The sequence below is a fragment of the Stenotrophomonas maltophilia genome (genome assembly GCF_013464915.1).
GTDB classification, from domain to species: Bacteria; Pseudomonadota; Gammaproteobacteria; order Xanthomonadales; family Xanthomonadaceae; genus Stenotrophomonas; species Stenotrophomonas maltophilia_AT.
The window spans coordinates 15101-28434 of sequence record NZ_RAVT01000050.1 but is presented as its reverse complement, the minus strand read 5'-3'; the positions used below and the strand labels follow the sequence as shown (position 1 = coordinate 28434).

Annotated in this window: 14 protein-coding genes; 6 read left to right on the top strand and 8 right to left on the bottom strand. The window is 67.6% G+C overall.

What is annotated here, in order from left to right; all coding sequences use genetic code 11:
- Positions 1 to 29: 29 nt before the first annotated feature.
- The 3 genes from D7T59_RS16850 to rpsU form a co-directional block, all read right to left on the bottom strand.
- Positions 30 to 974, bottom strand: coding sequence for a YihY/virulence factor BrkB family protein (locus D7T59_RS16850; protein ID WP_164139024.1), 945 nt, complete (start codon positions 972 to 974; stop codon positions 30 to 32).
- Between the two features lie 157 nt (positions 975 to 1131).
- Positions 1132 to 1575 (bottom strand): GatB/YqeY domain-containing protein, encoded by a 444-nt coding sequence (locus D7T59_RS16845; protein ID WP_049426948.1) that lies wholly within the window; start codon positions 1573 to 1575, stop codon positions 1132 to 1134.
- Between the two features lie 133 nt (positions 1576 to 1708).
- Positions 1709 to 1924: a 30S ribosomal protein S21 gene (gene rpsU, locus D7T59_RS16840; protein ID WP_002808376.1), complete on the bottom strand. Its 216-nt coding sequence runs from the start codon at positions 1922 to 1924 to the stop codon at positions 1709 to 1711.
- 166 nt (positions 1925 to 2090) lie between these two features.
- Between rpsU and tsaD the strand changes: the two genes are divergently transcribed.
- Positions 2091 to 3116: a tRNA (adenosine(37)-N6)-threonylcarbamoyltransferase complex transferase subunit TsaD gene (gene tsaD, locus D7T59_RS16835; protein ID WP_164139022.1), complete on the top strand. Its 1026-nt coding sequence runs from the start codon at positions 2091 to 2093 to the stop codon at positions 3114 to 3116.
- A 41-nt stretch (positions 3117 to 3157) separates the two neighbouring features.
- Here the strand turns inward: tsaD and D7T59_RS16830 are convergent, their stop codons facing one another.
- Positions 3158 to 3823 carry a hypothetical protein gene (locus D7T59_RS16830; protein WP_180852934.1) on the bottom strand — a complete coding sequence of 222 codons (666 nt, stop codon included), beginning with the start codon at positions 3821 to 3823 and terminating at the stop codon, positions 3158 to 3160.
- 359 nt (positions 3824 to 4182) lie between these two features.
- Here D7T59_RS16830 and folB point away from each other — a divergent pair, with 359 nt between their 5' ends.
- From folB to D7T59_RS16810, 4 genes are all read left to right on the top strand, one after another.
- The gene (folB, locus tag D7T59_RS16825) at positions 4183 to 4536 is read left to right on the top strand and encodes a dihydroneopterin aldolase (RefSeq protein ID WP_180852935.1); all 354 of its coding nucleotides are present in this window, start codon (positions 4183 to 4185) and stop codon (positions 4534 to 4536) included.
- 90 nt (positions 4537 to 4626) lie between these two features.
- The gene (locus D7T59_RS16820) at positions 4627 to 5898 is read left to right on the top strand and encodes a mechanosensitive ion channel family protein (RefSeq protein ID WP_164139020.1); all 1272 of its coding nucleotides are present in this window, start codon (positions 4627 to 4629) and stop codon (positions 5896 to 5898) included.
- Positions 5899 to 6026: 128 nt separating this feature from the next.
- Entirely contained in the window at positions 6027 to 8201 is a 2175-nt protein-coding gene (locus D7T59_RS16815; protein ID WP_180852936.1) for a glycoside hydrolase family 3 N-terminal domain-containing protein, read from the top strand.
- A gap of 144 nt (positions 8202 to 8345) precedes the next feature.
- The gene (locus tag D7T59_RS16810; protein ID WP_180852937.1) at positions 8346 to 8876 is read left to right on the top strand and encodes a hypothetical protein; all 531 of its coding nucleotides are present in this window, start codon (positions 8346 to 8348) and stop codon (positions 8874 to 8876) included.
- 64 nt (positions 8877 to 8940) lie between these two features.
- Here D7T59_RS16810 and D7T59_RS16805 read toward each other — a convergent pair whose 3' ends face one another.
- Positions 8941 to 10110, bottom strand: coding sequence for a PQQ-dependent sugar dehydrogenase (locus tag D7T59_RS16805; RefSeq protein WP_180852938.1), 1170 nt, complete (start codon positions 10108 to 10110; stop codon positions 8941 to 8943).
- 168 nt (positions 10111 to 10278) lie between these two features.
- Between D7T59_RS16805 and yiaA the strand changes: the two genes are divergently transcribed.
- Positions 10279 to 10734 (top strand): inner membrane protein YiaA, encoded by a 456-nt coding sequence (gene yiaA / locus D7T59_RS16800; RefSeq protein WP_180852939.1) that lies wholly within the window; start codon positions 10279 to 10281, stop codon positions 10732 to 10734.
- Positions 10735 to 10838: 104 nt separating this feature from the next.
- Here yiaA and D7T59_RS16795 read toward each other — a convergent pair whose 3' ends face one another.
- The 3 genes from D7T59_RS16795 to D7T59_RS16785 all read right to left on the bottom strand — a co-directional run bounded on the left by D7T59_RS16795 (position 10839) and on the right by D7T59_RS16785 (position 13332).
- Entirely contained in the window at positions 10839 to 11162 is a 324-nt protein-coding gene (locus D7T59_RS16795; protein WP_180852940.1) for a hypothetical protein, read from the bottom strand.
- Between the two features lie 110 nt (positions 11163 to 11272).
- Positions 11273 to 12574 (bottom strand): APC family permease, encoded by a 1302-nt coding sequence (locus D7T59_RS16790; protein ID WP_164139009.1) that lies wholly within the window; start codon positions 12572 to 12574, stop codon positions 11273 to 11275.
- Positions 12571 to 13332 (bottom strand): L,D-transpeptidase family protein, encoded by a 762-nt coding sequence (locus D7T59_RS16785; RefSeq protein ID WP_180852941.1) that lies wholly within the window; start codon positions 13330 to 13332, stop codon positions 12571 to 12573. Before D7T59_RS16785 ends, D7T59_RS16790 begins: the two co-directional genes overlap by 4 nt.
- Between the last annotated feature and the right edge of the window lie 2 nt (positions 13333 to 13334).

The following is a 13334-nucleotide window of genomic DNA, read 5'->3' as shown; positions in this document are numbered from 1 at the left end:
GCAGCAGGGGGCGGCGGATTCCCCCTAGTTTACTCGCTGGCGACGTCCGGGCCGGCCTGTTCCGCATCGACCCCGGCCCTGGCCAGCTGCGCCCGCGCATGCAGGCGCTCGTCGATCACTGCGGTCATCAACGCACCGACGAAGAACACGGCGGTGGCGTAGTAGATCCACACCAGTGCGATCACCAGCGCGCCCATCGAGCCGTAAGCGCTGCCCGGGGCCACGGTGGCGATGTAGACGCCGATGCCGTAGCGGCCCAGGGTGAACAGCACCGAGGTGATGGCGCCGCCGATGAAGGCCTGGCGCCAGGCCACGCGGCGGTCGGGCAGGTAGTGGTAGAGGAAGGCGAAGGCCAGCGTGTAGAGCAGCAGCGAGGTCAGGTAGCCGATCGCCGGCAGCACCGAGGGCAGCTGCGCGAACACCACCTGCAGTGCAGTGGTGGCGGTCATCGAGAGGATCAGCAGGAAGCCCAGTGCCAGCACCACGCCGAACGAGAACACGCGCTTGCGCAGCCAGGCCTTGACGCCTTCCAGGCGCTGGCCGCTGGTGTGGAAGATGCGGTTCAGCGCGTTCTGCAGCTGGGCGAACACGGCAGTGGCACCGACGAACAGCAGCAGCGTGCTCCACAGCCCGGCCAGCGAACCGACGCTGGGTTGGCTGTTGGCGTTGTGCAGCACGGTGTCGGCGACGCTGGCCACGCTGCTGCCGGCCACCGAACCGATCTGGCTGATCAATGTCTGTTGTGCTGGCGGGTACAGCGAGGCGGTCAGCCACAGCAGCAGCACCAGCAGCGGTGCCATCGACAGCAGGGCGTAGAAGGAGACCGAAGCGGCCTGGGTCAGCACATCGATTTCGACGAAGCGCTTGGCGACGGCCATCGGGAAGCTGTCCTGCAGCCGGTCAGCGTAGTGGCGAAGCCGTGCGGGGATGCCGTGGGGACGCGTGTCGGCGGGGGAGTGCGATTGCTCGACCATGGGGATGTTGTAGCAGCCGGGGGTCGAAGGTGCGGTGAAGCGGGGGCATCGATGGGGTCAGAGCCCTTTCGCGAGCGAAAGGGCTCTGACCCTGCCAGTTCCACATTGGGGTAAGACCCATTTCGCTCGCGAAAGGGCTCTGACCCCGGGCGCCGGCTTACGCCAGCAGCTGCTTGACCAGCTTGGACACCAGGCCCATGTCGGCCTGGCCGGCGAGCTTGGGCTTCAGTGCGCCCATCAGCTTGCCCATGTCGGCCGGGCCGGAAGCACCGGTCTCGGCGATGGCGGCCTGGATGGCGGCCACGATCTCGGCTTCGCCCATCTTGGCCGGCAGGTAGGCTTCGATGACCACGATCTCGGCGCGCTCGATCTCGGCCAGGTCTTCACGGTTGGCAGCTTCGAACTGGCTGACCGAGTCCTTGCGCTGCTTGACCATCTTGTCGAGCACGGCGATCACGGCGGTGTCGTCCAGCTCGATGCGCTCGTCCACTTCGCGCTGCTTGATGGCGGCGTTGATCAGGCGGATCACGCCCAGCTTGTGCTTCTCGCCCGCCTTCATGGCGGCCTTCATGTCGTCGGTGAGCTGCTGCTTCATGCTCATGAGGAACCTCGTGGTGGTAGGTGGGGCGGGGCGGATGCCCGAACCCGGAAACGCAAAAAGCCGGCGACGCTCGCGCGTGCCGGCTTCGGCTCCATCGCGACAGGCAAGCCTGCCGCAATGAAGATGCGTCCGATCAGTACAGGCGCTGACGCTTGGTGACGTCGCGCGACGAGCGGCGCAGCTGACGCTTCACAGCAGCGGCGGCCTTGCGCTTGCGCTCCTGGGTCGGCTTTTCGTAGAACTCGCGCTTGCGGGTTTCGGCCAGCACACCGGCCTTTTCGCAAGTGCGCTTGAAGCGGCGAAGAGCAAACTCGAAGGGCTCGTTCTCGCGGACTTTGACGCTGGGCATGGAATCTCCGGGACACAGTAGAACCGGGTCACGCCCGGCGAGCCGCACATTATAGCGGCGAATAGACAAACTGCAAGCGGCCAACCCTGAATACGGGCCGGAAGTTCGAAAGCAGTGAGATCTGCACGTCCCCCGAGGGGGCGGCAGGGGCGTCATAATAGCAGGCATGCGAGTCCTTGGCATCGAATCTTCCTGTGATGAGACCGGCGTGGCGGTGTATGACACCGACCTGTCCGGCAGCGCGGCCCTGCGCGCCCATGCGGTCTACAGCCAGATCGCCCTGCATGCCGAGTACGGCGGTGTGGTGCCCGAGCTGGCCAGCCGCGACCACGTCCGCAAGCTGCTGCCGCTGGTGCGCCAGACCCTGGCCGACGCCGGCCTTGGCGTGGACGACATCGACGGCGTGGCCTATACGGCCGGTCCTGGCCTGGTTGGCGCGCTGCTGGTGGGCGCCGGCGTGGCCCGATCGCTGGCCTGGGCGCTGGAGGTGCCGGCGGTGGGCGTACACCATATGGAAGGCCACCTGCTGGCTCCGCTGATGGAAGACGACCCGCCTGAAGCGCCGTTCGTGGCGCTGCTGGTGTCCGGTGGCCATACCCAGCTGGTGGCCGTGGACGCGATCGGCCAGTACCGCCTGCTGGGCGAGACCCTGGACGATGCGGCCGGCGAGGCCTTCGACAAGACCGCCAAGCTGATGGGCCTGCCGTACCCGGGTGGCCCTCAGCTGGCCAGGCTGGCTGAGCAGGGCACGCCGGGCGCGTACCGTTTCGCGCGGCCGATGACCGACCGCCCGGGGTTGGATTTCAGCTTCTCCGGCCTGAAGACCCAGGTCCTGATGGCCTGGCGCGACAGCGACCAGAGCGAGCAGACCCGCGCTGACATCGCCCGGGGCTTTGAGGATGCGGTGGTCGAGACCCTGTCGATCAAGTGCGAGCGCGCGCTGGAAGCGGCCGGCACCAACGTGATCGTGGTGGCCGGCGGCGTCGGCGCCAACACGCGCCTGCGCGCGCGCCTGCAGCAGATGGCCGAGCGCCTGGGCGGCCGTGCCTGTTTCCCGCGCCCGGCGCTGTGCACCGACAACGGCGCGATGATCGCCTTCGCCGGCGCGCTGCGCCTGCAGGCCGGCCAGCACAGCCCGCCGAAGGTGGACGTGACCCCGCGCTGGGACATGGCGACCCTGCCGGCGGTGTGAGCCCCGGAACCGATAGCACCGGGCCCTGCCCGGCGGACGCATTACGGGCGCATTGCCAACGGCGACGCCGCCAATACCGTCGTCGCCCGCTCATGGCGTTGCAACCAGCCCAGCGTATGCGGGCAGCGCGCATGGATCAGCCGCCCGATCGCCGCCAGGTCGGCGCCGATGTCGCGCTCGAGGATGGGCTCGTGGTGCGCGATGCGGTTGCGCAGGTGGCGAATGCGTCCGATGTCAGCGTGGATGGCTTTTCTGATGACGCTGGGATGAGCTGAGGGTGCATGCCGCAGAACTCCGTTGAGTGCGGGTATCCACAGCGTGGTGTCGAAGCGACAGGTGAAAAGCTGCTGCCAGAACACCATCGGCAGCTTGGCGACGATTTCGGGTGTATCGGTCGTGCGGCCAGCAACCTGTTCCAGTGCTGCACGTGCGGAAGTACAGGACGAGGTTGGCAGCCTGCGTCGGAAGGCATCATTCCAGGGCCAACGCGGGCCATGCTGCCGGGCGAGCACAGCTGCAGCGGCGTTGCGGGTGACCACTTCGCACAGATGGACCGGCATCATCAGTGCACTGCACATCCGCATGTTCCACAGGTACAGGGATTCGGCTGTGACGTCGGGGCTGCAGGTCGACGCGATTCTCTCGTAAGTAGACAGACGCTCCGCTGACAACGCGCGCCGCAGTACATCGTATGGAGCCATCGTCATGTGCGGTGGTGAAGGAGGAATCGATGTTCGCGAGAGTGGGCGGCGACCACCATCAGGGAACGTCGTTGTCCGCGCGGCTGATTTTCTGCGTTTGGCCTCGGACGACTACCTGACCTGCCCTGTCGGAATTGGCCTTGACCGGCGATCGGGTCCTTGCCTAATCTGCGTACCTGCGCCACCGGGACCCGCGGCTGTCCAACAGCTCCCCCCGGGGACAAACGGTAGTACCAAAGGGCCCCGCTAGCAGGGCCCTTTGTCTTTTCTGGAGCCGCGCCCCTGCCGGGCACCCACCGGCCGTTCCGGGCAGGCTCACCGCCGTGCCGTTACCATGGCCCCCTGTATTCGGGCTGGTAAGCGCAATGGACAAGGTTTTCATCGAGGGGCTGACGATCGACGCCCTGATCGGTATCTACGATTGGGAACGACGGATCCGCCAGGACCTGGTGTTCGACCTGGAAATGGGCTTCGACAACCGTCGCCCTGCGGCCACCGATGACATCGCCGACACCCTGAACTACAAGGCGGTCAGCAAGCGCCTGGAGCAGTTCGTGCGCGAGTCGGAGTTCGGCTTGGTCGAGACCCTGGCCGAGCGTTGTGCACAGATCGTGCTGGACGAATTCGAGGTGAAGTGGCTGCGCCTGAAGCTGAGCAAGCCGGGTGCGGTGCGCGGTGCGCGCGCGGTGGGCGTGATCATCGAGCGCTCGCGGGACTGACCCGGTAAACCCGGCCGCCGGCCGGAAACCCGGTAGTGCCGGCCGCTGGCCGGCAACCTCATCAGCAATGAAACAACAAGGAGACAACGGATGGTGGACGCGGTGGTGGCGGTACAGTGGCTGGAGAAGCTGCAGAACACACTGGAACCCTATCCTGGCGCCTACCTGGCGTTGATGATTTCGGCGCTGCTGATCGCCGCCGGCCTGGCCAACTGGGTGACCAAGCGCATCCTGCTGCGCGGGCTGCGGCGCCTGCTCAGCCGACTGCCGGGCGCCGACACCGGCCGTGGCAGCCACCTGATGCGGGTGATCTCGCGGCTGTCCAATGTGGTGCCCAGCCAGGTGATCGCTTCCGGCATCCGCATCGTGCCGGACCTGCCGCCGGGCCTGGTCAGCTTCATCATCGGCGCCTGCCAGGCCTGGGCGATCCTGACCGTGGTGCTGGCCATCTCGCATGCGCTGGATGCGGCCAACGATCTGTACGAACGTCGCCCCGAAGCACGCAACAAGCCGATCAAGGGCTATCTGCAGGTCGCCAAGATCGTCATCTTCGTGATCGCCGGCCTGTCGATCGTTGCCACCCTGGCCGGCGTCGACCTGCGCTATCTGGTCACCGGTCTTGGTGCGGCCACCGCGGTGCTGATGCTGATCTTCCAGGACACCATCCTGTCGCTGGTGGCCAGCGTGCAGATCAGCGGCGATGGCCGCGTGCGCATCGGCGACTGGATCGAGATGCCCAGCCAGAACGCCGATGGTGATGTGATCGACATCGCGCTGCACACCGTCACCGTGCAGAACTTCGACAAGACCATCACCACCATCCCGACCAAGAAGCTGGTGACCGAGTCGTTCAAGAACTGGCGCGGCATGCAGGAGGCCGGTGGCCGCCGGATCAAGCGCGCGCTGTACCTGGACCAGCACAGCGTCGGCTTCCTGGACGAGGGCGACCTGGCCTTCCTTGGCCAGTTCGCGCTGTTGCGCGACTACCTGCAGGACAAGGAACAGGAGCTGGGGCAGTGGAACGGGCGCCTGCGCGAGCAGGGCGTGGCCGAGGTCAACAGCCGCCGGGTGACCAACCTGGGCACCTTCCGCGCGTACGTCGAGCGCTACCTGCGCAGCCATCCGGGCATCCACACCGACATGACCCTGCTGGTACGGCAGCTGCAGCCAACCACCGAGGGCCTGCCGCTGGAGCTGTACTGCTTCACCCGCAGCACCGCCTGGGGCGAGTACGAGGCGGTGCAGTCGGACATCTTCGACCACCTGCTGGCGATCCTGCCGGCCTTCGGCCTGCGCGTATTCCAGGCCTCCAGCGACGCCATGTTGATGGCCGGGCAGCGCCAGCTGGCCGGCTCGGAGTAAGCTGCGATGCCTCCGGCCGGACCGTACGGATCCGGCTGGAGCCTGAAACTGAATGACGAAACCTCTCGCCAAATGGCTCGGGATCGCTAGAATGCCGGGCTTGTAAACGTTTTCATCAAGGACTGCTGGTGGCCTCCGATCGCATCGAATCCCTCATTGCCCAGATGACCGTCGAGGAAAAGGTCGGCCAGCTGGGTGTCTTCGCGGACATGGTCCGCCCGTTCGCCCCGGACGTGAACCCGGAAGCCAACGTGCGCAATGCCGACCAGGTGCTGCAGCAGGTGCGCGAGGGCAAGGTCGGCTCGCTGTTCAACGGTGTCGGCGCCGAGCTGGGCCGCCGCATCCAGCAGGTCGCCACCGAGGAGAGCCGCCTGGGCATCCCGGTGATCCTGGCCGCCGACGTCATCCACGGCATGCGCACCGTGTTCCCGATCCCGCTGGGCGAGGCCGCCAGCTTCGAACCGGAACTGGCCGAGCGCACCGCGCGTGCCACCGCCATCGAGGCCACCGCCGCTGGCCTGCACTGGACCTACGCACCGGCCGTGGACATCGCCCGCGACCAGCGCTGGGGCCGTGGTGCCGAAGGCGCCGGTGAGGACGTGGTGCTGGGCTGTGCGTTCGCCGCCGCCCGCGTGCGTGGCTTCCAGGGCAACGACCTGCGCGCGGCCGACTCGCTGCTGGCCACGCCCAAGCACTTCGCTGCCTATGGCGCGGTGATGGCCGGCATGGAATACAACATGGTGGACATCTCGCCGCAGACCCTGCGCGACGTGCACCTGCCGCCGTTCAAGGCCGCTTTCGACGCCGGTGCGATCACCGTGATGTCCTCGTTCAACGACATCAACGGCGTGCCGGCCAGCGCCAATGCCGAACTGTTGACCGACATCCTGCGCGGTGAGTGGAAATTCCCGGGCGTGGTGATCTCCGATTACACCGCCGACATGGAACTGGTGGCGCACGGCTACGCCGCCGACGACCGCGATGCGACCGCCAAGGCGTTCACCGCCGGCCTGGACCTGAGCATGCAGAGCGGCTTCTACGCCGAGCACCTGCCGGGGCTGGTCGAGAGCGGCGAAGTGCCGATGGCGGTGCTGGATGAAGGCGTGCGCCGCATCCTGTGGCTGAAGGAAACCATCGGCCTGTTCGACGACCCGTACCGTTCGCTGGACCCGGCGCGCGAGTCGGATACCTCGCACATTGCCGCCCATGACGAACTGTCGCGCGACGCCGCGCGCCGTTCGATCGTGCTGCTGGACAACCGCGACAACGTGCTGCCGCTGCAGAAGACCGGGCAGAAGATCGCGCTGATCGGCCCGTTCGTGCAGGACCGCGAGAACATCGAAGGCTGCTGGACGCTGTTTGGCGACAAGCAGCGCTACGTGGACCTGGAAACCGGCGTGCGTGCCGCCATCGGCGACGAAGCGCTGCTGGAGATCGTGCCGGGCTGCGAACTGGAAGTGGCCATCCCCGGTGGCACCGAAGCGGCCGTGGCCGCCGCACTGCGCGCCGACGTGGTGGTGCTGGCGCTGGGCGAACCGCAGCGTTACAGCGGTGAAGCGCAGTCGCGCGTGGAGATCACCCTGCCACCCGCACAGCAGGCGCTGGCCGAGGCCGTGGCGATGACCGGCAAGCCGCTGGTCGTGCTGCTGCGCAACGGCCGCGCGCTGGCGCTGCAGGGCGCGGTGCGCAATGCACAGGCGGTGGCGGTGACCTGGTACCTGGGCACGCAGACCGGCCATGCGGTGGCTGATGTGCTGTTCGGCGACTACAGCCCGTCCGGTCGCCTGCCGGTCAGCTTCCCGCAGGTGTCCGGCCAGCAGCCGTACTTCTACAACCACCCGCGTACCGGCCGCCCGGAACTGCCGACCATGTCGGAGTTCAAGGCACGCTGGCGCGAGATCCCGAACGAGCCGCTGTACCCGTTCGGCCACGGCATCGGCTACACCAGCTTCGCCTACGGCGTGCCGCAGCTCAGCGCCGCGCAGTTGGGCTGGGACGACACCCTGACCATCGCCACCACGCTGACCAACAGCGGTGATGTGGCCGGTGAAGAAGTGGTGCAGCTGTACATCCACGACCGCGTGGCCAGCCGCGTGCGTCCGGTGCGCGAACTGAAGGACTTCCGCAAGGTGGCACTGCAGCCGGGCGAGTCGACCGAAGTGGTGTTCACCCTGAGCCGCGAGCAGTTGGCGTTCACCGGCCGTGACGGCGTGCTGCGTGCCGAGCCGGGCCAGTTCGACGTGTGGGTGTGTGCCTCGTCGGCGGCTGGCGAAGCGGTGCAGTTCGAGCTGCTGAAGGGCTGATTGCACCCTCATCCACGCATGGCGTGGATCTACTGCAAGCGGTAACGCCGGGCCATGCCCGGCGTTGCTGCGCTCACATTGCACGAACACGCCGGGCGCGGCCCGGCGCTACCATCGGGCTTCCTGTTTCGATGGAGTGCGCGCATGCGCCGGATGGCCTACTTGATCCCCGCCCTGTTGCTGGCGGCCTGCTCGCAGCCGGCGGCACCACCGGCCGAGCCTGCGGTGGATGCGCCGCCGCCGATGGAGGCCAGCGCCCCGGCAACGCCTGCAGCACCCGCCGCTGAACCCACCGCCGCCGCACCGGCCGCGCCCGCCGAAGACGCTCGCGCGCGCATCGAGACGCTGCTTGGCGATGCGGCGCAGTACGAAAAGGTGTTCAACGCGTTCAGGACCGCCGTGGTCGGTGGCGATCGTGCAGCCGCCGTCGAAGAAGTGCGCTTCCCGCTGAACATCGCGGATGGAAAGAAGGTCACCGGTCCCGGCGAGTTCCAGCGCAACTACGAGAAGATCATCACCCCGGCAGTGGTCAAGGCGGTGGCCGAGCAGGACTTCGGCAAGGTCTTCGTCAACCAGCAGGGCGTGATGATCGGCGATGGACAGGTGTGGTTGAACGGGCAGTGCCTGGACCAGGCCTGCACGAAGACCGAGGTGAAGGTCATCACCATCCAGTGAATGCAGACGGCCCCGCGTGCGGGGCCGTTGCGGAGAAACGTGCCGGCCAGCGGCCGGCGCTACCTCAGGCTTTCGGCGTCAGCTTCAGCAGGCGCGCCTTGCTGCCGTCTTCCAGCAGCCACAGTGCGCCGTCCGGGCCCTGTTCCACTTCGCGGATGCGCTCGCCCATGTTGAAGCGCTCGGCTTCGCGCGCGCTGTCGCCATCGAAGGCCACGCGCACCAGCGAGGTCGACGACAGGCCGCCGATGAAGCCACTACCCTTCCACTGCGGGAACAGGCTGCCGCTGTAGATCACGAAGCCGGCCGGCGAGATCACCGGCGTCCAGGTCACCTTCGGCGCGGCGAATTCCGGGCGCGTGTTGTGGTCGGGAATCGGGCGCCCGTCGTAATGGTCGCCGTTGGAGACGATCGGGTAGCCGTAGTTGGCGCCGCGCACGATCAGGTTCAGTTCGTCGCCGCCGGCCGGGCCCATTTCATGCGCCCACAGCTTGCCGCTGGTATCGAACGCCATGCCGAGGATGTTGCGATGGCCCAGCGACCACACCTGCGCGGCCACGCCGCCTTGCGAAGCGAACGGGTTGTCGGCGGGCAGGCTGCCGTCGTCGTTGAGGCGGATGATCTTGCCGAGGTTGCTGCCCATGTCCTGAGCCGGATCGAACTTCTGGCGCTCGCTGGAACTGATCCACAGCTTGCCGTCCGGGCCGAAGGCGAGGCGATGCCCGTAGTGGCCCTCGCCACTGACCTTCGGGCTCTGCCGCCAGATCACCTTCAGGTCCTTCAGCTGGCCGGCACCGCCGGCGTCCAGCGCCAGCGTGGCCCGGGCCACGGCAGCGCCGCGCGTGTCCAGCGTGCCTTCCTCGGCATAGCTGAGGTAAACGACATGATTCCGGGCGAAGTCCGGGTGCAGGATGATGTCGCCGAAACCGCCCTGGCCACCATAGGCGACCTTCGGAACACCGGTGATCTCGTGCTTCTGGCCGCTGGCCAGGTCCAGGTGCTGCAGCTTGCCGCGCTTTTCGGTGACCAGCAGGCTGCCGTCGGGCAGGAAAGTCATCGCCCACGGCTGGTCGAAGCGGCTGATTTCGGTAGCGGTGAACGGGCGCTGGTCGGCCGCGGTGGAAGCTGTGGGGGCGGCGGCCTGGGCGCCGTTGGCGGCCGGGTCGGCGGCATTGCAGGCAGAGGTGGCGAGGATCGGCACCAGGCCGAGGGCGAGCAGCAGGGGCATGCGGGTCATGGGTATCTCCAGGGCGGGGATGCGGATGGCCGGGCTGTCCCTTGTATACCACTGGAGCGGTGACCGTCGTGGCCCGAAGGTCCTGCAACCCCTGTGCGAGGGCGGCGGGATCGTCTAGGGTGGGCACGCCCGGGCAAAGCGTGCCCGTCTGCCTGCCAAGGATCTGCAATGAACACTGCCATGCCCCACAAGCCGTCCACCGCCTTCATTGCCGCCTCGTGGGTGGCCCTGCTGCTGGGCGCGGCGGCCTACCTGATCGGCCTGTTCAACGCCGCCACGATGGCGCTCAACGAAAAGGGCTACTACCTGACCCTGCTGCTGTTCGGCCTGTTCGCGGCGGTGTCGCTGCAGAAGAGCGTGCGTGACCGCGTCGAGGGCATTCCGGTGAGCGCGCTGTACTACGCGCTGTGCTGGTTCGCGCTGCTGTCGGCGCTGATGCTGCTGCTGGTTGGCCTGTGGAATGCCACCCTGGCATCGAGCGAGAAAGGCTTCTACGGCATGGCGTATGCGCTGTCGCTGTTCGGCGCGGTGGCGGTGCAGAAGAACACCCGCGACCTGATCGCCGCAGGTGGTGGTGAGAGCAAGCCCAGCGTGGTCGTGCCACCGCTGCCGGAACAGGAGTGAGCATGTGGAGCCGAGCCCGTGCTCGGCTCCAGCAGGTTTTCTGTAAAGTCGAGCGGTGCTCGACTCTGAGCCGAGCATGGGCTCGGCTCTACAGGAGCCTGGCGTTATCGCTTCAACTGCGGGTCCGCCAGCTGTGCATCCTCCCAGCCACGGCGAACGGCACCGCGCGCCTGCGCCCATTCCAGCCGGCTGCGGCCACGTTCATTGGCCCAGCGCGATTCCAGTTCGGCTTCGACCTGTTCGTAGGCGCGGATCATGTCCTGCGCGCGCGCGGCGTGGCCGATGCGGTAGGCCGGCTCATAGTCCTCGAAGAACAGCTGGTCGTCGTAGTACTGCTCGGCGGTGTAGCGCTCGCGCCAGTAGTTGCTGACCGCGTCGCGCGGCGTGCTGTCGTCCGGTACGCGGCCGGGGATCTGGTACTCGGTCATGGAAGGCTCCGTTGTGGACGAAGCCTGATCGTGCCTGCGCGGCGGTTAACGGCCCGGTCCGGCAGTGTGATCGCCAGATCAATCCGCCGGGCATGGCCCGGCGCTGCCGGTCACCCGGCGTCGGCATCCTTGCGCGGCAACTTGTAGATCACCGCGCCGATGGCAAACGCCACCAGCGCCGCGGCGATGTTCTGCCAGCTGGCGCTGGCGAACAGCGCCAGGCACAGCAGCAGCGCCAGCACCGGAATCAGCGGGCCACCGGGTAGTTTCAGTGCGCCCGGCCGGTCCGCGTAGCGCTTGGCCAGCACCAGCACCGCAGCGGCGGTACCGATGTAGGCGAACAGGCGCGTGGTCATCGACAGCAGCGCCAGCTGCACGAACGAGCCGGACAGGGCCAGGCCCAACGCGATCAGGCCCTGGCACAGGATCGATGCGGCCGGGGTGTGGAAGCGTGGATGCACCTGGGCCAGGATCTTCGGGCCGTAGCCATCGCGGGCCAGCGCGAACAGGAAGCGCGGGCCCATCATCATCGTGTTGCTGTTGGTGCCGAGGATGGAGATGGTGGCGCCGACGGTCAGGATCAGCGCCAGTGCCTCGCCACCGAAGCCGGCGGCGGCATCGGCCAGCGGCGTGGCCGAGCTGGCCAGGCCGGCCAGCGTGCCCTGCGCCACCACCTGCACCGCGCCGTAGATGATGGTGACGGTGATGATCATGGTGATCAGCGCGAATGGGATATCGCGGCGTGGATTGCGGTACTCGCCGGCCGCGGCCGGAATGTTCTCGAAGCCGGCGTAGGCGTACAGCAGCAGGAGCGCGGCTTCACCCATGCGCTGCAGGTCATGCGGGTCCGGGCGCTGGCCGGAGAAGGCCAGCTGCGGGTCGATGTAGAACGCACCGATGGCCACGAACAGCAGCAGCGGCAACATCTTGCCGATCACCAGCACCACGCCGGTGCGCGCGGCCGAGCGCACGCCGATGATGTTGACGCCGGTCAGGAAGCCCAGCGACACCACGATGATCGCGATGCGCCCCATGCCGGCACCGGCCCACGGCCAGAAGCGCGCTACCGCATCGGCCAGCGCATTGCTCAATGCGGCGGCCGAGCTGATGCGGGTCAGCCAGATCATCCAGCCGATCTCGAACCCGGCGAAGCGGCCGAATGCCTCGCGTGCATACAGGTAGCTGCCGCCGGGCTCGTCGAAGTAGCTGGCGGCCTGTGCGTAGCACAGCACCAGCAGCGCGACGACGATGCCGGCGGCGACCACGCCCCACAGGCTGAAGGGGCCGAGCAGGGCGACGGTGGCGGCCGGCAGCAGGTAGATGCCGCTGCCGATCACATCGTTGATCGACAGGCCGACGATCTGCCAGCGGCTGACCGCACGCTGCAGCTGCGGTTCGTCCTGCGCGCTCAACGGGCATCTCCGCTCAGTGCAGGCAGCTGCCACTGGGCCTGCAGGCGCGTGTACTCGGCGCGCGGCAACAGCACGAAGCGCGGCGCATCCTGCGGCCGCAACCAGTCCAGCAGGGCCTGCATGCGCGCCTGCGGCATGGCGGTGCAGCCGGCCGTGGCCTCACCGGGCTGGCGCCACAGGTGGGCGAAGATGCAGCTGCCCTTGCCGGGCTGGTTGTCCGGGTTGTGGGCAATCACGAAGCCTTCCTGGTAACGCACGTCGCCCTTGTTGTGCAGGTCCAGCCGCATCGGCTCGGTGGAGCCTTCCACGGCCGCCTTGCCCACCTTTTTCGCGTCGACGATGCGGTTGTAGAACGGCGACGCCGGCACATCCATGCAGTAGCTGCTTTCGAGCATAGGCTGGTAGGTCATGGCCGTGCCTGGGCGGGTGACGGCATAGCCGAACGCGCTGCCGAGCGCGAACACGCCCGCCGGGCTGCGGCCATCGCCTTCCTGCTTCTGCGGGCCGTCGGCCTGCGCCGGGTGCAGGCCCAGGCCCCAGGCACTGCCGGTACGGCCAAGCGCCACCGGGAACGCCTGCCCGTGCGCATGCCAGCCCTTGCCATCGCGCACATAGGCCTGCAGTTGCCCCTCGGTGCTGTCCCAGCTTTCGCTGGTGACCACGATCAGCTGGCGCGCACCCTCCAGCGGCGCAGCGTGGACGGACAGCGTTGCAGCAAGCAGCAGCGCAGCGGTAGCGAGGCGGACCAGCGATTTCATCA